This is a genomic window from Enterobacter mori (genome assembly GCF_025244905.1).
Taxonomy (GTDB): Bacteria; Pseudomonadota; Gammaproteobacteria; order Enterobacterales; family Enterobacteriaceae; genus Enterobacter; species Enterobacter mori_A.
The window spans coordinates 3,802,989-3,821,680 of sequence record NZ_CP104285.1; the positions used below are offsets into that span (position 1 = coordinate 3,802,989).

The window sequence follows — 18,692 nt, forward strand, 5'->3', positions numbered from 1 at the left end:
TATCACTATGGCATTTACTCCATTTACTCCTCGCCAGCCCGCCGCCTCTGCGCGTCTGCCGCTGACGCTGATGACACTTGATGACTGGGCGCTGGCGACGCTTACCGGTGCCGACGCCGAAAAATACCTGCAGGGGCAGGTGACGGCAGACGTTGCGCAACTAACTGAACACCAGCACCTGCTGGCGGCACACTGCGATCCAAAAGGTAAAATGTGGAGTAATCTGCGCCTGTTTCGCCGTCAGGATGGGTTTGCCTTAATTGAACGCCGCAGCCTGCGTGATGCTCAGCTTACCGAACTGAAAAAATATGCTGTGTTTTCCAAAGTCACCATCGCACCGGACGACGAGCATATTTTGCTGGGTGTGGCGGGTTTCCAGGCGCGTGCAGCGCTCAAAAATCTCTTCAGCGAACTGCCGGATGCGGAAAAACAGGTGGTCAGCGAAGGTGCTACGTCCATTCTGTGGTTTGAACATCCGGCAGAACGTTTCCTGCTGGTGACGGATGCTGCCACCGCTGAACGCGTGACCGAAGCCCTGCGCGGTGAAGCGCAGTTGAATAACAGCCAACAGTGGCTGGCGCTGAACATTGAAGCGGGTTTGCCCATCATTGACGCGGTGAACAGCGCGCAGTTTATTCCGCAGGCGACAAACATCCAGGCGTTGGGTGGCATCAGCTTTAAGAAAGGCTGTTACACCGGTCAGGAGATGGTGGCACGTGCAAAATTCCGCGGTGCCAACAAACGCGCCCTGTGGACACTGTCGGGCCGTGCCAGTCGCGTTCCGGAAGCAGGTGAAGATCTCGAGTTGAAAATGGGTGAAAACTGGCGCCGTACCGGCACGGTACTCGCCGCCGTTCAGTTGGATGATGGTCGTCTGCTGGTGCAGGTCGTCATGAATAACGATATGGAGCCCGACAGCGTGTTCCGCGTGCGGGACGATGCAAACACGCTCAGCATTGAGCCGCTGCCGTATTCACTGGAAGATTGATGCTGTATCGCCCGGTGGCGCTGCTGTATGACCGGATACATAGGTGACAGATCAGACCGGGAACATAGGTAACACTTTTCAGTCTATCCGGTGCACACTCTCGGTTTTTCGGTCGTAGTACGCAAGCGTTATTCCATTAAAGATGATGGCCTCCAGGCCATCATCCTTTTCTTCCAGCATGATGTATTCGCCAGTCAGTGCTTCACTCAGGAACACCGTCCCCTTTTTCCCCATATAGAGTGTCCCCCTCGATTTCACCCTGTAGACCGCACCTCCTTCCGGGTAAACATATTCAGGAACACGGCCATCCCAGCGTCGGTTCGAGGGTTGCCATACCGTTCCGGGCGTTGCACCCGCCAGGGCTTCATGTGGCCTTTCGTAATTAAATTCTTTCCGGTAGTCACTGAACCACCGCTGTTGTTCTTCCATCGTCATGAAGGTGTTGCCCTGTTTCACCGCACTTTTCAGGGTGCGGTGCATTCGCTCATGGCGGCCATTTTCTTCCGGATGACCCTTTCTGATACGCTCCGGCCTGATGCCCAGCTTGATTAGCCAGACGGCAAGACGACTTAGTCCGGCTATCCCTGTTCCCGCGAAGGGCTGACCGTTATCGGTTCTGAGTACTTCCGGCAGACCGTATTCCAGAAACGCATCTGTCAGGCACTTTCTGACGAAGGGCTCGCTCTCCCGGTCCGTTCCCCGGCAGCTCAGAAGATACCGGCTGTGATTGTCGGTCAGGGTGAAGGGATGGCAGTACTCTCTGCTCAGCAGCCTGAACTTGCCTTTAAAATCAGCGCTCCAGACCTGGTTATTCTCGCTGATGGTCGTCAGGGGCTGGCGATTGCCCGGGGTTCTGCGTTTTCGCTTTTTATCCGGAACCAGGCCTTCACGCTTGAGGATATCGCCGATAGTGCTGGCAGCAGGTACGGTAAAATCGACATGATGGTTGAGCATCCACATCCGCAGTTTTTTGGGGCCCCAGTCAGGGTGTTTTTGCCTCAGGGCCGTAAGTTGTGCGGCGATATCATCAGGAACTGTCCGGGAGTGGGAGTGCGGAGCGCGCGACCGGTCAGAAAGAGATGACAGGTCAGAGGGGTCAAAACGCTGAAGCCATTTGTAGCCGGTTTTTCGACTGATGCCGAAGAGACGGCAAAGAGCGGAGAAGGAGTCCGTACCTGCATGGCAGGCACGGATAAAATCAAGGCGTTGCATAGGTCGGGTCTCAGTCCAGGGCATAGCGAGTCTCCTCTTCTATGCCAGTTATAACTGTTACCCATGTATCCGGTCTAAAGTGTTACCCATGTTTCCGGTTCATACCCTGCGCTTACCGGGCCTACGGTTTTGGTGTCCTCCCTCTCCCTGTGGGAGAGGGCCGGGGTGAGGGCAACCGCCCGCACAGTGGAAAAAACTACACCTGCCCCACATACAAATAAATCGCCAGGAAGTGGCACACGCTGCCGCCCAGCACAAAGCCGTGCCAGATGGCATGGTTATACGGAATGCGCTTGCAGACGTAGAAAATCACGCCCAGCGAGTAGACCACACCGCCCACCGCCAGAAGCGTTACGCCCCCAACCGCCAGCTTAATCGCCAGTTGATATACCACAATCAGCGACAGCCAGCCCATCGTCAGATAGGTCACCAACGACAGCACCTTAAAACGATGTGCGATAGTCAGCTTAAACAGGATCCCCAGCAGCGCCAGGCTCCAGATAACAATCATCAGGCCACGCGACAGCGGCGAGTTTAATCCCACCAGCAAAAACGGCGTGTAGGTGCCTGCAATAAGAAGATAGATAGCGCAGTGGTCAAATTTTTTGAGCCAGATCTTAGCCCGTTGATGGGGAATAGCGTGATACAGCGTCGAGGCCAGGAAAAGCAGGATCATACTCCCGCCATACAGGCTGTAGCTGGTAATGGCCATCGCGCTGGCGTTGGTATCCACTGCCTGTACCAGCAATAACACTAAGCCGACAATCCCAAAAACCAGGCCAATGCCGTGGCTTATGCTGTTGGCTACTTCCTCAGCCAGCGAATATCCCTGTGCGATTAATGGTCTGCTTACCATACTTAACTCCGGGAAAACAAAAGATGATTATTCATCGCCTGACTATGCTAACTGAGAATGATTCCAGTGAACACCTGTTAGCTAAAATAAATCCACAATCAAGATTTATCCTTATAAATCAGTGTAATGTAAAAGCAATCCACCGCACAGGTGTAAATAATTTCACTAACACCTGAGTAATCAAGGAGATAAATCCGTCTCCCGCTCTTCGTCATCATGGTATGCTTTAGGCATAGTGTCCGACAGCGAGTTTAGCCATTGTGAGTATGTTCACCCATTCCGCCGTTGCCAGCCTCAACAATCTTGAGATGATGGTCTACAACTACGTCATTAAGAACCGCGACAAAGTGATGTACATGACCATCCGCGAACTGGCGGACGCGGCTGGCGTCTCCACCACCACTATCCTGCGCTTTTGCCGCAAGCTGAACTGCGACGGCTACTCTGAATTCCGCGTGCGCTTTAAACTTTATTTAGAGCAGAATGAACCACAGCAGGCCAATTTTGGTGCCAGTGAAATTATCAGCTTCTTTAAAAGCGTCAATAATGAAGAGTTTGATGCTTTATTAGATGACGCAGTAGATATTATTATATCTTCGGAGCGAATTATATTTGTCGGAGCAGGCACATCCGGCTCACTGGCAAAATATGGCGCGCGATTTCTTTCAAACATCGGAAAATTCAGCAACCATATCGACGATCCTTATTTCCCGGTCACCAATGATATGGCAAAAAATGCGCTGGCTATCGTGCTCTCTGTCTCGGGTGAAACCGAGGAGATCCTGCGCTTTGCCAGCCAGTTCAGCCTGCACCATTGCAAGGTGCTCTCTATCACCAGTCACGAACACTCACGCCTGGCAAAGCTGGCAGACTTTAACCTCTCCTGGCATGTGCCTCAAACGCGTATTGCCGGCGTGTACGATATTACCACCCAAATTCCCGTTATCTATATTCTGGAATCGCTTGGGCGTAAGCTGGCGAAGAAATTAGCAGAATAAAACACCCTGTTTTTTTGATGTAACAAATCACATTACGCACAAATTGTTATATCGTGACATTTAATTTCGCTTTGCTAGACTCGATTTCAATTAGTCCTGAATTGAGAATAGCAAAGATGAAAAAACTGACCTTACCGAAAGATTTTTTATGGGGCGGCGCGGTTGCGGCTCACCAGGTTGAAGGCGGCTGGAATAAAGGCGGCAAAGGGCCAAGCATTTGCGACGTCCTGACCGGCGGCGCCCACGGCGTCCCGCGTGAAATCACTCAGGAAGTGATTGAAGGCAAATACTACCCAAATCACGAAGCCGTTGATTTTCACGGCCACTACAAAGAAGACATTAAGCTGTTTGCCGAAATGGGCTTTAAGTGCTTCCGCACCTCCATCGCATGGACGCGCATTTTCCCGAAGGGTGATGAAACGCAGCCAAACGAAGAGGGACTGAAGTTCTACGACGACATGTTCGACGAGCTGCTGAAGTACAACATCGAGCCGGTCATCACCCTCTCCCACTTCGAAATGCCGCTGCACCTGGTGCAGGAGTACGGCGGCTGGACCAACCGCAAAGTTGTCGATTTCTTTGTGCGATTCTCTGAAGTCGTGTTTGAGCGCTACAAAAATAAGGTCAAATACTGGATGACCTTCAACGAAATTAACAACCAGCGTAACTGGCGTGCACCGCTGTTCGGTTACTGCTGCTCCGGCGTGGTCTATACCGAACACGACAATCCGGAAGAGACCATGTACCAGGTGCTGCACCATCAGTTCGTGGCCAGCGCGCTGGCGGTGAAAGCCGCACGCCGCATCAACCCGGAGATGAAAGTCGGCTGCATGCTGGCGATGGTGGCCCTCTATCCGTTCTCCTGCAAACCAGAAGACGTGATGTTCGCTCAGGAATCCATGCGCGAGCGCTACGTCTTTACCGACGTCCAGTTGCGCGGTTACTACCCGTCCTACGTGCTGAACGAGTGGGAGCGCCGCGGTTTCGCCATCAAAATGGAAGCGGGGGACGAACAGATCCTGCGTGATGGGACGTGCGACTATCTGGGCTTCAGTTATTACATGACCAACGCGGTCAAAGCGGAAGGCGGCACCGGCGATGCGATTTCCGGCTTCGAAGGCAGCGTGCCGAACCCGCACGTCAAAGCCTCCGACTGGGGCTGGCAGATTGATCCGGTGGGCCTGCGTTATTCCCTGTGTGAACTGTACGAGCGTTACCAGAAGCCGCTGTTTATCGTGGAGAACGGTTTCGGCGCCTACGACAAAGTGGAAGAAGACGGCAGCATCAACGACGACTACCGCATCGACTACCTGCGCGCCCACGTGGAAGAGATGATGAAGGCCGTGACGTACGACGGCGTGGATCTGATGGGCTACACCCCGTGGGGCTGCATCGACTGCGTCTCCTTCACCACAGGTCAGTACAGCAAGCGCTATGGCTTTATCTACGTGAACAAGCACGACGACGGCACCGGCGACATGTCTCGCTCCCGTAAGAAGAGCTTCGAATGGTATAAAACCGTGATTGCCAGCAACGGCGAAACCCTCTAATGCACCGCCCTCTCCTGCTCAGGAGAGGGCAAATGCCTTTCCTTCCAGACACTTCTTTACAGCTTAAGCGTTGCCAAAAAGTCTGTGCCCTATAAGATAAGCCTCGTGAATATTTGAGGCGAAAATGATTAAACGACAACGCAACGCTACCCTGCTTGTTGCCCTGGCCTGTCTGGTGGTGCTGATATGCACCGCCCAGCGGATGGCCGGGATGCACGCGCTTGTCATGAACGTCACCGCCGCAAGCCAGCCTGTCCAGCAGGGGCAGGAGAGTACCGACGCACCGGTGACGCCCTGTGAACTCAGCGCTAAATCGCTGATGGCCGTTCCGCCAATACTGTTTGAAGGTGCTCTCTTTGCCGTCACCCTGCTTCTTGCGCTGCTGGCCGCAAATCCGCCACGCCGCGAGCGGCTGTGGCCTCCCCGCGAGATCTCCCCGCCCCGATTACGGGTACATCTAAGACTCTGCGTCTTCCGTGAATGAGCATTCGCCTGACACATCAGGTTAATTCATCATTTACGGAGAAAATTTATGTTTACTGTATTCAGGCGACTGCTGGTCTGCCTGCTTTGGCTATGGCTGCCCCTCAGCCAGGCCGCCGACAGCGGCTGGCTGCGTGCCGCCGATAATCAGCACGCCAGCGTCAGGCTGCGCGCGCAGCCTGACAATAATGGCGATACCCGCCTGCTGCTGGATGTCGCCCTTGAAAAAGGCTGGAAAACCTACTGGCGCTCGCCAGGAGAAGGAGGCGTTGCCCCCGCCATTCGCTGGCATCAACCGGTTGATGCCACCTGGCGCTGGCCTACGCCCGAGCGTTTCGACGTTGCAGGCATCACCACGCAGGGTTATCACGGCGACGTGAGTTTTCCCATTACGCTGCGTGGCGAGTCGCCAAAAACCCTGAGCGGCGTGCTGACGCTGTCTACCTGTAGCAACGTCTGTATCCTCACCGACTACCCGTTCTCACTGGATCTGACGACCAGCGCGGGCGGCGACTTTGACTACGATTACAGTCGGGCGATGGGCACGCTACCGCTCAGCAGCGGATTGACGTCAGCGCTTAGCGCCAGCTACACCTCTGGCAAGCTGACCGTGACCGCACAACGTGACGCAGGCTGGCAACAACCCTCGCTGTTTATCGACAGCATGGACGATGTTGATTTCGGCAAGCCAACCTTTTCCGTGCGCGGAGGGTCGCTTGTCGCCACCCTACCGGTGACGGACAGCTGGGGCGACGCTGCACCTGATATCAGCGGCAAGACGCTGTCGGTCGTTCTCGCGGATAGCGGTCAGGCGCAGGCGTCCAGTCTGAATATCGGGAAAGGCACCCTTACGCCAGCGTTCTCGTTAGGCTGGGTACTGCTGATGGCGCTGGCTGGCGGCCTGATCCTTAACGTCATGCCTTGCGTACTGCCCGTGCTGGCCATGAAGCTCGGCACGCTGATGCAAACCGAACGTCAGGCGCGCGGCCAGATACGCAGGCAGTTTATTGCCTCGGTAGGCGGGATCGTCATTTCGTTCCTCGCGCTGGCACTCATGATGACGGTGCTGCGCTTAGGTAACCAGGCGCTCGGCTGGGGGATCCAGTTCCAGAACCCGTGGTTTATCGCTGCGATGGCGCTGGTGATGGTGCTGTTCAGCGCCAGCCTGCTGGGGTTATTTGAGATCCGCCTCCCCTCCTCTACCAGCACCTTCCTCGCCACGCGCGGCGGCAACGGGCTCGCGGGCCATTTCTGGCAAGGCGCGTTTGCCACCCTGCTGGCAACGCCCTGCACCGCACCGTTCCTGGGTACTGCCGTGTCGGTTGCGCTGGCGGCACCGCTCCCGCTACTGTGGGGCATCTTCTTTGCGATGGGTGTCGGCATGAGCCTTCCCTGGCTGCTGGTGGCGGCCTGGCCGGGGCTGGCACAGAGGCTGCCGCGTCCGGGGCGCTGGATGAACGTGGTGCGAGTGGTATTGGGATTGATGATGCTCGGCTCGTCCCTGTGGCTGCTGAGCCTGCTGGTGGTGCATATTGGCACGCGGCCCGTCATCACGCTGGGTGTGACGCTGATCCTCATCCTGCTGCTGGTTACCGCCTGGCGCTACCGCTGGCAAACCGCGCTGCGTGCCGGTGCCTTTGCCCTGGTCGTTGCCGCCGCAGCGGCGTTTATTATCGCTCCCGGTGGGGAGAATGGCCGTCGCGATCGGGTGAACTGGCAGCCGCTGAGTGAAGAGGCGATTGCCCGCGCGCTGGCTGACAACAAGCGGGTGTTTGTTGACGTGACCGCCGACTGGTGTGTGACCTGTAAAGCCAATAAATACAACGTCCTGCTGCGCGACGACGTGCAGGATGCGCTTTCCGCACCGGATATTGTCGCCCTGCGCGGAGACTGGAGCCGTCCTTCCGCCAGCATTAGTCAGTTCTTAACCACGCGCGGCAGCGCCGCCGTGCCGTTTAACCAGATTTACGGACCGGGGTTACCGCAGGGCCACGTGCTGCCTGCGTTATTAAGCCGCGAGGCGGTGCTTACCTCCCTGTCCGATGCGAAAGGAAAATAACATGAGAGCCTTTATTGCCTTGCTTCTGCTGTCTTTATCCACCTTCAGCGTCGCCGCGCCGTCAGATGACGCGTCCAGTGACCAGCTGGCTAAACTGCTGTTCAACGACCCCAATAGCCCGCGTACCGGCGCGAAAGCGCCAAAGCTGATTATTGTCTCTTTCACTGACTACAACTGCCCTTACTGCAAGCAGTTCGACCCCATGCTGGAGAAAATCGTGCGTGATAACCCGGACGTGCAGCTCATCGTTAAGCTGTTACCGTTCAAGGGCCAAAGCTCGGTGAATGCGGCAAAAGCGGCGCTTTCAGTATGGCAGCAACAGCCTGATAAATTCTGGGCGCTGCACCAGCGGTTGATGATGAAAAAAGGGTATCACGACGATGCCAGCATCGCGGCGGCTCAGGCAAAAACCGGGACAGACAGCATTAAGACGGAGGATAAAACCATGGACTCTCTGAAAATGAACCTGATCCTGTCGCAGGTGCTGAACATTCAGGGCACCCCGGCAACCATCATTGGCGATCAGATGGTCGCCGGGGCTATTCCTTATGACGATCTGGAGGCGCTGGTGAAAGAACAGCTGACGCAAGCCCGTGGCCAGTAAGCTCCCGCGCCTGGTGCGCGAGCTGGCAATGTGGCTGCTGATCGGCGTTGCCGTGAGCCTGGCGGTAGATTATTTCCGCCAGCCCACCCTGCCGCAGAATTTCGCCTCAGCCGCGCTGCAAACGCTCGACGGTCAGCCCGTCGACCTTATCGCCATGAGTGAGGAACGTCCGCTGCTGGTGTACGTCTGGGCAACCTGGTGTGGCGTATGCCGCTACACCACGCCATCCGTAGCGGCACTTGCCGCAGAAGGTGGTAACGTGATGTCAGTTGCACTGCGCTCCGGTGATAACGCCACGCTGGAGAGATGGCTGGCGAAGAAGAAGCTGGCGTTACCCACGATCAGCGACGCCAGCGGAAGCCTGTCTCGCCAGTGGGACGTGCAGGTCACGCCCACGCTGGTGGTGATCTCTCACGGGGAGGTGAAGTCGATCACCACCGGCTGGACCAGCAGTTGGGGCATGCGCCTGCGGCTGTGGCTGGCGTCGTAGCCGTTACTTTCCGCCCGCCAGCCCCAGGAAGCTGCCGGTCACGTAGGAGGCTTTGTCGCTCAGCAGCCAGGTAATGGCCTGAGCGACTTCCTCTGGCTGGCCGCCGCGCTGCATGGGCAGCATGGATTTCACCCGATCCACACGTCCCGGCTCGCCGCCGGAGGCGTGGATATCGGTATAGATCAGCCCTGGGCGTACGCAGTTGACGCGAATACCCTGCGCTGCCACCTCCAGCGATAATCCCGTCGTCAGCGAGTCCACCGCCCCTTTGGAGGCAGCGTAATCCACATATTCCCCCGGCGCGCCCAGGCGGGAGGCTGCGGAAGAGACGTTCACTATCGCGCCTCCTTTACCACCATGTTTGTGCGACATACGCTTTACCGCCTCGCGACAGCAGAGAAAATAGCCCGTGACGTTGGTGGCCAGCACGCGGTTGATGCGCTCGGCTGAAAGACTTTCAATGGTCGACTGCTCGAACAGAATACCCGCGTTGTTCACCAGCGCCGTTAGCGGCTCGCCTTCACGATCGATACTGTCAAACATCGCCATAACCTGCGCTTCATCGCTGATATCCGCGCGCACGGCAAACGCTTTACCACCAGCCTCAACAATCTGATTGATCACGTCCGTCGCGGCCTTGATGTTATGGTGAAAATTCACCGCCACGGTGTAGCCTTCGCGTGCCAGCTGCAGTGCAGTGGCTTTACCAATGCCCCGGCTCGCGCCGGTGACGAGTGCAATTGCCATTCGCTTCTCCCAATAAAAAAGCCGGGTGGCGGCTTCGCCTTACCCGGCCTACGTTACTCCATCAGCAATATTACTGGTATTCGCTCATCGGCACGCAGGAGCAGAACAGGTTACGGTCGCCGTAGACGTCATCGAGACGCTTCACGGTCGGCCAGTATTTGTTTGCCACGCCTGCCGGGAAGACCGCCAGCTCGCGGGAATAACCGTGGTTCCACTCTGCGACCATCTCGTGCTGGGTGTGCGGGGCGTTAACCAGCGGGTTATCTTCCAGCGTCCATTCGCCGTCCTGCACGCGGTCGATCTCCATGCGGATGGCCAGCATCGCATCGATAAAGCGGTCCAGCTCGGCTTTACTTTCAGATTCCGTTGGCTCCACCATCAGCGTACCCGCAACCGGGAACGACATGGTTGGCGCGTGGAAGCCGTAGTCGATCAGACGCTTGGCGATATCCAGTTCGCTAATACCGCTCTGCTCTTTCAGCGGACGGATATCGAGGATGCACTCGTGCGCCACGCGACCGTCGCGGCCGGTATAGAGCACCGGGAAGGCAGACTTCAGGCGAGTCGCAATATAGTTGGCGTTGAGGATCGCCACCTGGCTCGCCTGTTTCAGCCCTTCCGCGCCCATCATGCGGATGTACATCCAGCTGATTGGCAGGATAGAGGCGCTACCGAACGGTGCCGCCGAGACCGCTCCCTGACGGGTCAGCATGCCTTCAATCTGCACCACGCTGTGGCCTGGAACAAACGGTGCCAGGTGCGCTTTCACGCCGATTGGGCCCATACCTGGGCCGCCACCGCCGTGCGGGATGCAGAAGGTTTTGTGCAGGTTCAGGTGCGACACGTCCGCGCCGATAAAGCCCGGAGAGGTAATGCCCACCTGAGCGTTCATGTTCGCGCCGTCGAGGTATACCTGACCGCCAAACTGGTGCACCACTTCGCACACTTCACGGATGGTCTCTTCGTACACGCCGTGGGTGGACGGGTAGGTCACCATAATGCAGGAGAGCTTGTCGCCCGCCTGCTCGGCTTTCGCGCGCAGGTCGGCCAGATCGATGTTGCCGTTCTTATCACACGCCACCACCACCACTTCCATGCCCGCCATCTGGGCAGAGGCCGGGTTGGTACCGTGGGCGGAGCTTGGGATCAGGCAGATATCGCGGTGGCCTTCGTTACGGCTTTCGTGATAGTGACGGATCGCCAGCAGGCCCGCGTATTCACCCTGCGCGCCGGAGTTCGGCTGCATGCAGAGCGCGTCGTAACCGGTCAGCTTCACCAGCCAGTCGGAAAGCTGGTTGATCATCATGTGATAACCTTCCGCCTGTTCTGGCGGGCAGAACGGGTGCAGCTCGGAGAACTCAGGCCAGGTAATCGGGATCATCTCTGCCGCGGCGTTCAGCTTCATGGTGCAGGAGCCCAGCGGGATCATCGCCTGGTTCAGCGCCAAATCCTTGCGCTCCAGAGAGTGCATATAGCGCATCATCTCGGTTTCGCTGTGGTAGCGATTAAAGACCGGGTGCGTCAGGATCGCATCGTTACGCAGCATGCTTTCCTGAATGGAGCGGCTGTCGAGCGCGACCTCTTTGTCGAGCGTATCAACGTCCAGACCGTGCGCGTCGCCCAGCAACACGCTGAACAGGTTCAGGATATCGTCACGGGTGGTGCTTTCATCCAGCGTAATGCCGACGGCGTTATGAATGTCGCTGCGCAGGTTGATTTCTGCTGCATCCGCACGCGCCAGCACGGCCGCTTTGTCCGCCACGTCCACGCACAGGGTGTCGAAGTAGTGCGCGTGGCGCAGCTTGAGGCCTTTCTGCTGCAGACCGCAGGCCAGAATATCGGCCAGTCGGTGAATGCGGCTGGCAATACGCTTCAGGCCAGCTGGTCCGTGGAACACGGCGTACAGGCTGGCGATGTTTGCCAGCAGAACCTGCGAGGTACAGATGTTGGAGTTCGCTTTCTCGCGGCGGATGTGCTGCTCGCGAGTCTGCATCGCCATGCGCAGCGCGGTGTTACCGGCAGCATCTTTTGAGACGCCGATAATACGGCCTGGCATGGAACGTTTGAATTCATCTTTCGCGCCGAAGAACGCTGCGTGCGGGCCGCCGTAGCCCATCGGCACGCCGAAGCGTTGCGCAGAGCCGAACACGATATCCGCGCCCTGTTTGCCCGGCGCCGTCAGCAGCACCAGCGCCATAAAATCGGCGGCAACGCTAACGATCACCTTGCGGGACTTCAGCTCGGCAATCAGCGCGCCGTAGTCGTGTACTTCGCCGGTGGTGCCTACCTGCTGCAGCAGCACGCCAAAGACGTCCTGATGATCCAGCACTTTGTCTGCGTCATCGACGATCACGTCAAAGCCGAAGGTTTCCGCACGGGTGCGCACCACATCCAGCGTCTGCGGATGCACGTCCGCCGCCACGAAGAAGCGGTTGGCATTTTTCAGCTTGCTCACGCGCTTCGCCATCGCCATCGCTTCGGCGGCGGCGGTCGCTTCATCCAGCAGCGAAGCGGAGGCGATGTCCATCCCGGTCAGATCCAGCGTCACCTGCTGGAAGTTCAGCAGCGCTTCCAGACGGCCCTGAGACACTTCTGGCTGATACGGAGTGTAAGCGGTGTACCAGCCCGGGTTTTCCAGCATATTGCGCAGGATAACCGGCGGCAACTGCACGTTGGTGTAGCCCATGCCAATGTAAGACTTATAGCGCTTGTTGAGGCCTGCGATAGCCTTCAGCTCCGCCAGCGCGGCGAATTCCGTGGTGGCTTCCCCCACCTGAGGCGGCGTGGCAAGCTGGATGTCTTTTGGCACAATCTGGCCGATCAGTGCGTTTAATGAATCCGCGCCAACTGTCTTCAGCATCTCCTGCTGTTGCTGAGCATCCGGCCCAATGTGACGTTCAATGAAGGCGCCACGGTTTTCAAGCTGGCTTAAAGTCTGTGTCATGAGCGATGGTTCCTGAAACGTGCAGTGAATCGTAGTTATCTGTAACGCTGTTGCCCGGTGGCGCTAACGCTTACCGGGCCTACGTTGACCTGTAGGCCGGATAAGCGCAGCGCCATCCGGCACAACGTTATTCGTCTTCCAGTAGTGCTTCGTATGCGGTCGCATCCAGCAGCGCGGCAACCTGCGCTTCATCGCTGGCTTTGATCTTGAAGATCCAGCCGCCTTCATACGGCTCGCTGTTCACCAGCTCTGGCGAATCGCTCAGCGCGTCGTTGACGGCAACGATTTCGCCGCTCACAGGGGCGTAAATATCAGAAGCCGCTTTTACGGACTCCGCCACGGCACAGTCGTCGCCCGCGCTAACGGTCGTGCCCACGTCAGGCAGGTCAACAAACACCATGTCGCCCAGCAGCTCTTGCGCGTGCTCGGTGATCCCTACGGTGTAAGTGCCGTCCGCCTCTTTGCGCAGCCACTCGTGTTCTTTGCTGTATTTCAGTTCTGCTGGCACATTGCTCATTGAAGTTCTCCTGATAAAAATGATTAGGCGACCGGCTTACCGGCGCGAACAAAAATCGGTTTGGTCACGTTGACCGGCATTTCGCGGTTGCGGATTTGCACCACCGCCGTTTCGCCAATGCCCGCCGGCACGCGTGCCAGTGCAATACTGTAGCCCAGCGTCGGGGAGAAGGACCCGCTGGTGATCACGCCTTCGCGATGATTGCCGTCGGCATCGGTGAAGCGTACCGGCAGTTCGCCGCGCAGCACGCCTTTTTCCGTCATCACCAGGCCAACCAGCTGCTCAGTGCCCTTCTCGCGCTGCATTTCCAGCGCCTCACGGCCAATAAAGTCGCGATCAGCCGGTTCCCATGCGATGGTCCAGCCCATGTTGGCGGCCAACGGAGAGACGCTTTCGTCCATCTCCTGACCGTAGAGGTTCATCCCCGCTTCAAGACGCAGCGTATCGCGCGCACCCAGACCCGCAGGCTTCACGCCCGCTTCCACCAGCGCACGCCAGAAATCAGCGGCCTTCTCGTTTGGCATCGCAATTTCGTAGCCTGCTTCACCGGTGTAGCCGGTGGTGGCGATAAACAGATCGCCCGCCTGCACGCCGAAGAACGGTTTCATGCCTTCGGTTGCTTTGCGCTGCTCGTCGGTAAACAGAGACGCGGCTTTCGCCTGCGCGTTCGGCCCCTGCACGGCGATCAGCGACAGATCGTCACGGACGGTGATGTCGATGGCATAAGGTTCGGCGTGTTGGGTGATCCAGGAGAGGTCTTTTTCGCGGGTGGCGGAGTTTACAACGAGGCGGAAGAAATCTTCAGTGAAGTAATAGACGATAAGGTCATCAATCACGCCGCCCGAGGCATTCAGCATGCCGGTATAGAGCGCTTTGCCCGGCGTCTTCAGTTTAGCGACGTCGTTTGCCAGCAGATAACGCAAGAACTCCCGGGTGCGGCTACCGCGCAGATCGACAATCGTCATGTGGGACACGTCGAACATACCGGCATCGGTGCGCACCGCGTGGTGCTCATCAATCTGCGAGCCGTAGTGCAGCGGCATCATCCAGCCATGGAAGTCCACCATGCGGGCGCCGCATAACACGTGTTGTTCGTACAAAGGAGTCTGTTGAGCCATCTTGTCCTCGTTGAAAAATTCACCGTGAAACCCGGTATCGGCCTCGTTCCCGAATGCCGACGCAAACGTTCTCTTTTACCTGAACTTACCACCGAAACCGGCGGTTAACCATAAGGTAAAACGGGTCATCACATTAGCTTATGACCAAAAAACGCTGGAAAGCCTACAGAGTTATTCACTGGAAAAATGCGATTAACCCCGCACAAAATTAACAATGATCTAACAGGATTTAGCACATGGTGATATTTCGTGCGGAAAAACGGGCCGATTTTCCGCATCGGGAAAAACACGACATTAGTTAATCTAATGCGAAAAATGACGTGGAATTAGATTATTTCAAACGAGGGAATTTCCCCGGCGCAGAAGCCGGGAAAATAAAGTGTGACGGGGATCTAAGTTAGCGCAGCCAGTCAGGGAGGTCGTTAAGACCCATCGCCTGGCGGAGAAGTTGAGGTTTGACGCCAGGAAGCGTATCGGCCAGTTTAAGACCGATATCGCGCAGCAGTTTTTTCGCCGGATTTGCCCCGGCAAACAGCTCGCGGAAGCCCTGCATCCCCGCCAGCATCATCGCCGCACTGTGCTTGCGGCTGCGCTCATAGCGACGCAGGTAGAGATGCTGACCGATATCTTTCCCTTCGCGATGCAGACGACGCAACTCCTCAACCAGCTCCGCCGCGTCCATAAAGCCAAGGTTGACGCCCTGCCCGGCCAGCGGATGAATGGTATGGGCCGCATCGCCCACCAGCGCCAGACGGTGCGCCGCAAACTGACGCGCGTAACGGCCGGTTAACGGGAACACCTGACGCTCGCTTTCAAGGGTGCACAAGCCAAGGCGGTTATCAAACGCCATGCACAGCGCCTGGTTAAAGGCATCCGGCGTCGCCTCCTGCATCAGCTGCGCTTTTTCCGGTACCAGAGACCAGACAATCGAGCACAGGTGCGGATCGGCAAGCGGCAGGAACGCCAGAATGCCGTCGTTGTGGAAAATCTGCCGCGCCACGCCGCCGTGCGGCTCTTCGGTACGGATCGTTGCCACCATCGCATGATGGCGGTAATCCCAGAAGGTCAGCGGGATATCGGCTTTATTCCGCAGCCAGGAGTTGGCACCATCGGCACCGACCACCAGACGCGCGGTCAGCATATCGCCGCTTTGCAGGGTGATAAACGCCTCGTTTTCCCCCCATGCCACCTGCTGGATCTGCGCAGGTGCAACCAGCGTCACGTCGCTGCACTGCTGTGCTTTCTGCCACAGCGCGTGGTGGATCACCGCATTTTCGATGATGTGACCAAGATGGCTATAGCCCATGCTTTCATCATCAAAGGCTATATGACCAAAGCTGTCTTTATCCCACACTTCCATGCCGTGATAGCAACTGGCGCGCTGCGCCACAATATCTGCCCAGACGCCAAGGTGCGTCAGCAATTTCTCGCTGGCGGCATTGATCGCCGAGACGCGGAGTTCCGGCGGAGCATCCTGCGCGACGGGCTGCGGCGCGTTTTGCTCCAGCACGGCCACGCGAAGGCCGCTGCCCTGTAAACCGCAGGCCAGCGCCAGCCCGACCATACCGCCGCCAACAATGGCGACATCAACATTTTGCACGATGATAACTCCTTAACGCGCGACCCAACCCAGGGTCCGCTGCGCCAGCACGTCGCGTGCCGGAATGAACAGTTCCATCGCCATCAGCCCGAGGTTGCGACCCGCAACCAGCGGCGCCCAGCGATTGGCGAACAGGTGTACTAAACCATCGGTAACGCCGATTGTCGCCTCTTTATCGGCCTGGCGTCGCTTCTGGTAATGGCTTAGCACCGAATAAGCGCCACAATCTTTTTGCTCACCCCATGCCAGCGCCAGCGACTCGGCCAGGCTCATCACATCCCGCAGCCCAAGGTTAAACCCTTGTCCGGCAATCGGATGTAATGTCTGCGCGGCGTTGCCGACCAGCGCCACGCGGTGAGAAACGGACTGCGATGCGGTGGTTAACGACAGCGGATAGACCGCACGTTTCCCCGCATGGGTAATACGCCCGAGTCGCCAGCCAAAGGCTTTCTGCAGCTCGGTACAAAAACGTTCGTCTGACCAGGCCTTCACCTCTTCGGCTTTATCCTGCGGGTGGCACCAGACCAGCGAACAGCGCCCGTCCGACATCGGCAGCATTGCCAGCGGGCCGTGCTGCGTGAAGCGCTCAAACGCCCGGCCGTTGTGTTCTGCTGCGGTCGCGACGTTCGCAATGACCGCGACCTGCCCGTAAGGCTGCTGCCGCCACTCCACGCCGCACTGCGTGCCGAGCGCCGAACGCGAGCCGTCCGCCGCCACCAGAAGCTGACCGTCGAGAACGGTGCCATTATCGAGCGCTACGCTCACCGCGTCTTCGCTGCGGCTAAAAGTGGCGACGCGCGCCGGACAGTGTAGCGTGACGCCCGGCGCATCCTGCAACAGACGGAACAGGCGCAGGCCGACGTCGTGGAGCTCAACGACCTGACCCAGCGCGTCGATACGGTAGTCATGGGCATCCAGCGTCACAAACCCGGCATGGCCGCGATCGCTCACGTGCACGGTGTTAATTGCCGTGGCGCAATCGGCGATCGCCTGCCAGATGCCAATGCGGGATAGCTGCTGGCAGGTACCCTGCGCCAGGGCAATGGCGCGGGAATCAAAACCGGGGTGGTTCGTCGCCTGCGGCGCAACGGCTTCCACGAGATGGACCGGGAGCTGGCCTTTCGTCAGATGCGAAATGGCTAACGCCAGCGTGGCGCCGGTCATCCCGCCGCCCACGATGATCACGCTCATGCGCGTGCCGCTGCCATCAGCGCCTCAATATCATCGGCGCTCTTCACGACGGTTGCGGTCAGGTTTTCATTGCCGTTCTCGGTGATCACGATGTCGTCTTCGATACGAATGCCGATCCCGCGGTATTGTTCCGGCACGTCGGCGTCCGGCGCGATGTACAGCCCCGGCTCAACGGTTAACACCATGCCCGGCTCCAGCACGCGCGAACGGTCCGTGCCGTACGCGCCAACATCGTGTACATCCAGCCCCAGCCAGTGGCTCAGCCCATGCATGAAATACGGTCGATGCGCATTTTCAGCAATCAGGGTGTCGACATCCCCTTTCAGGATCCCGAGCCTGACCAGACCGGTAATCATGATGCGCACCACTTCACCGGTCACTTCCTGCATGGAGGTTCCGGGGCGATACAGCCTGAGCGCTGTTTCAAGCGACTCCAGGACGATGTCATAAATGGCGCGCTGGGCCGGTGAGAATTTACCGTTCACCGGGAAGGTACGGGTGATGTCCCCCGCGTAGCCCTGATATTCGCAACCCGCGTCAATCAGCACCAGATCGCCGTCGCGCAGCGCGCTTTCATTTTCGGTGTAGTGCAGAATGCAGCCGTTTTCCCCTCCGCCAACAATGGTGTTGTAGGAAGGATAACGCGCGCCGTGGCGGTTAAATTCGTGATGAATTTCGCCCTCAAGCTGGTATTCGAACATGCCGGGACGGCACTTTTCCATGGCGCGAGTGTGGGCCAGGGCGCTGATTTCGCCCGCGCGACGCAGTACGTTGAGCTCTTCCTCAGACTTAAACAGGCGCATCTCATGCACGACCGGGCGCCAGTCCGTAAGCGTGGCGGGGGCAGACAGGTTCTGGCGCGAACCTTTACGCAGCTTATCCAGCGCGGTGAAGACAATCTCATCCGCATACGCATATTCGCCCTGCGCGTGGTAGAGCACGTCGAGGCCATTCAGCAGTTGATAGAGCTGCTGGTTGATTTCGCTAAACGCGAGCGCGCGGTCAACGCCCAGCGTCGCCGGGGCGGCCTCTTGCCCTAAGCGGCGACCAAACCAGATTTCGGCGGTCAGATCGCGCACGCGATTGAAAATCACGCTGTGGTTGTGGGTGTCATTGCTCTTGATCAGCACCAGTACCGCTTCCGGTTCGTTAAACCCGGTGAAGTACCAGAAATCGCTGTTCTGGCGATAGGGGTATTCGCTGTCGGCACTGCGCGTCACTTCGGGCGCGGCAAAAATCAGGGCAGCGCTTCCCGGCTGCATGCTGGCTAACAGCGCCTGACGACGGCGCAAATACTCTTGATTCGAGATAACCATGACACCCTCCTGTGCGTTA

At 57.8% G+C, this 18,692-nt stretch carries 16 protein-coding genes; 7 read left to right on the plus strand and 9 right to left on the minus strand.

The annotated features are described in order from the left end of the window. Window positions 1-7: 7 nt before the first annotated feature. Entirely contained in the window at window positions 8-988 is a 981-nt protein-coding gene (ygfZ, locus tag N2K86_RS17915; RefSeq protein WP_260659503.1) for a tRNA-modifying protein YgfZ, read from the plus strand. 78 nt (window positions 989-1,066) lie between these two features. Here the strand turns inward: ygfZ and N2K86_RS17920 are convergent, their stop codons facing one another. Both N2K86_RS17920 and trhA read right to left on the minus strand, forming a co-directional pair. Beyond that, window positions 1,067-2,200: a DDE-type integrase/transposase/recombinase gene (locus N2K86_RS17920; protein WP_260659428.1), complete on the minus strand. Its 1,134-nt coding sequence runs from the start codon at window positions 2,198-2,200 to the stop codon at window positions 1,067-1,069. Window positions 2,201-2,396: 196 nt separating this feature from the next. Beyond that, window positions 2,397-3,056: a PAQR family membrane homeostasis protein TrhA gene (trhA, locus tag N2K86_RS17925; protein ID WP_003863433.1), complete on the minus strand. Its 660-nt coding sequence runs from the start codon at window positions 3,054-3,056 to the stop codon at window positions 2,397-2,399. 266 nt (window positions 3,057-3,322) lie between these two features. Between trhA and N2K86_RS17930 the strand changes: the two genes are divergently transcribed. From N2K86_RS17930 to N2K86_RS17955, 6 genes are all read left to right on the plus strand, one after another. After that, window positions 3,323-4,054 (plus strand): MurR/RpiR family transcriptional regulator, encoded by a 732-nt coding sequence (locus N2K86_RS17930; protein WP_260661716.1) that lies wholly within the window; start codon window positions 3,323-3,325, stop codon window positions 4,052-4,054. A gap of 116 nt (window positions 4,055-4,170) precedes the next feature. After that, complete coding sequence (gene bglA, locus N2K86_RS17935) at window positions 4,171-5,604, plus strand: 6-phospho-beta-glucosidase BglA (RefSeq protein WP_260659504.1); 1,434 nt, start codon at window positions 4,171-4,173, stop codon at window positions 5,602-5,604. A 124-nt stretch (window positions 5,605-5,728) separates the two neighbouring features. Next, window positions 5,729-6,088 carry a copper resistance protein gene (locus N2K86_RS17940; protein WP_260659505.1) on the plus strand — a complete coding sequence of 120 codons (360 nt, stop codon included), beginning with the start codon at window positions 5,729-5,731 and terminating at the stop codon, window positions 6,086-6,088. A gap of 48 nt (window positions 6,089-6,136) precedes the next feature. Continuing rightward, entirely contained in the window at window positions 6,137-8,146 is a 2,010-nt protein-coding gene (locus N2K86_RS17945; RefSeq protein ID WP_260659506.1) for a protein-disulfide reductase DsbD family protein, read from the plus strand. Between the two features lies 1 nt (window position 8,147). Next, complete coding sequence (locus tag N2K86_RS17950) at window positions 8,148-8,750, plus strand: DsbA family protein (RefSeq protein WP_260659507.1); 603 nt, start codon at window positions 8,148-8,150, stop codon at window positions 8,748-8,750. Beyond that, complete coding sequence (locus tag N2K86_RS17955; protein ID WP_260659508.1) at window positions 8,740-9,240, plus strand: protein disulfide oxidoreductase; 501 nt, start codon at window positions 8,740-8,742, stop codon at window positions 9,238-9,240. The genes N2K86_RS17950 and N2K86_RS17955 overlap by 11 nt, the downstream gene beginning before the upstream one ends. A gap of 3 nt (window positions 9,241-9,243) precedes the next feature. Here N2K86_RS17955 and N2K86_RS17960 read toward each other — a convergent pair whose 3' ends face one another. The 7 genes from N2K86_RS17960 to pepP all read right to left on the minus strand — a co-directional run bounded on the left by N2K86_RS17960 (window position 9,244) and on the right by pepP (window position 18,667). After that, window positions 9,244-9,987 (minus strand): SDR family oxidoreductase, encoded by a 744-nt coding sequence (locus N2K86_RS17960; RefSeq protein ID WP_260659509.1) that lies wholly within the window; start codon window positions 9,985-9,987, stop codon window positions 9,244-9,246. 70 nt (window positions 9,988-10,057) lie between these two features. Beyond that, window positions 10,058-12,931 (minus strand): aminomethyl-transferring glycine dehydrogenase, encoded by a 2,874-nt coding sequence (gcvP, locus tag N2K86_RS17965; protein ID WP_260659510.1) that lies wholly within the window; start codon window positions 12,929-12,931, stop codon window positions 10,058-10,060. Between the two features lie 127 nt (window positions 12,932-13,058). Then, on the minus strand, window positions 13,059-13,448 hold the full coding sequence (gcvH, locus tag N2K86_RS17970) for a glycine cleavage system protein GcvH (protein WP_006178383.1): 390 nt from the start codon (window positions 13,446-13,448) through the stop codon (window positions 13,059-13,061). Window positions 13,449-13,471: 23 nt separating this feature from the next. Then, entirely contained in the window at window positions 13,472-14,566 is a 1,095-nt protein-coding gene (gene gcvT, locus N2K86_RS17975) for a glycine cleavage system aminomethyltransferase GcvT (protein WP_260659511.1), read from the minus strand. 397 nt (window positions 14,567-14,963) lie between these two features. Next, window positions 14,964-16,166: an FAD-dependent 2-octaprenylphenol hydroxylase gene (ubiI, locus tag N2K86_RS17980; RefSeq protein ID WP_260659512.1), complete on the minus strand. Its 1,203-nt coding sequence runs from the start codon at window positions 16,164-16,166 to the stop codon at window positions 14,964-14,966. Window positions 16,167-16,178: 12 nt separating this feature from the next. Continuing rightward, a complete protein-coding gene (ubiH, locus tag N2K86_RS17985) occupies window positions 16,179-17,357 on the minus strand; it encodes a 2-octaprenyl-6-methoxyphenyl hydroxylase (protein ID WP_260659513.1) in 1,179 nt (392 codons plus the stop codon). Then, window positions 17,354-18,667, minus strand: a complete 1,314-nt coding sequence (gene pepP, locus N2K86_RS17990) for a Xaa-Pro aminopeptidase (RefSeq protein WP_260661717.1) — start codon at window positions 18,665-18,667, stop codon at window positions 17,354-17,356. The genes ubiH and pepP overlap by 4 nt, the downstream gene beginning before the upstream one ends. Window positions 18,668-18,692: the final 25 nt, after the last annotated feature.

Coding starts and splice junctions, on each gene's coding strand:
- gcvT (WP_260659511.1), bottom strand. CDS start 14,566: ATGGCTCAACAGACTCCTTTGTACGAACAACACGTGTTATGCGGCGCC.
- gcvP (WP_260659510.1), bottom strand. CDS start 12,931: ATGACACAGACTTTAAGCCAGCTTGAAAACCGTGGCGCCTTCATTGAA.
- N2K86_RS17920 (WP_260659428.1), bottom strand. CDS start 2,200: ATGCAACGCCTTGATTTTATCCGTGCCTGCCATGCAGGTACGGACTCC.
- N2K86_RS17950 (WP_260659507.1), top strand. CDS start 8,148: ATGAGAGCCTTTATTGCCTTGCTTCTGCTGTCTTTATCCACCTTCAGC.
- trhA (WP_003863433.1), bottom strand. CDS start 3,056: ATGGTAAGCAGACCATTAATCGCACAGGGATATTCGCTGGCTGAGGAA.
- ygfZ (WP_260659503.1), top strand. CDS start 8: ATGGCATTTACTCCATTTACTCCTCGCCAGCCCGCCGCCTCTGCGCGT.
- ubiH (WP_260659513.1), bottom strand. CDS start 17,357: ATGAGCGTGATCATCGTGGGCGGCGGGATGACCGGCGCCACGCTGGCG.
- bglA (WP_260659504.1), top strand. CDS start 4,171: ATGAAAAAACTGACCTTACCGAAAGATTTTTTATGGGGCGGCGCGGTT.
- N2K86_RS17945 (WP_260659506.1), top strand. CDS start 6,137: ATGTTTACTGTATTCAGGCGACTGCTGGTCTGCCTGCTTTGGCTATGG.
- N2K86_RS17960 (WP_260659509.1), bottom strand. CDS start 9,987: ATGGCAATTGCACTCGTCACCGGCGCGAGCCGGGGCATTGGTAAAGCC.
- gcvH (WP_006178383.1), bottom strand. CDS start 13,448: ATGAGCAATGTGCCAGCAGAACTGAAATACAGCAAAGAACACGAGTGG.
- N2K86_RS17940 (WP_260659505.1), top strand. CDS start 5,729: ATGATTAAACGACAACGCAACGCTACCCTGCTTGTTGCCCTGGCCTGT.
- N2K86_RS17930 (WP_260661716.1), top strand. CDS start 3,323: ATGTTCACCCATTCCGCCGTTGCCAGCCTCAACAATCTTGAGATGATG.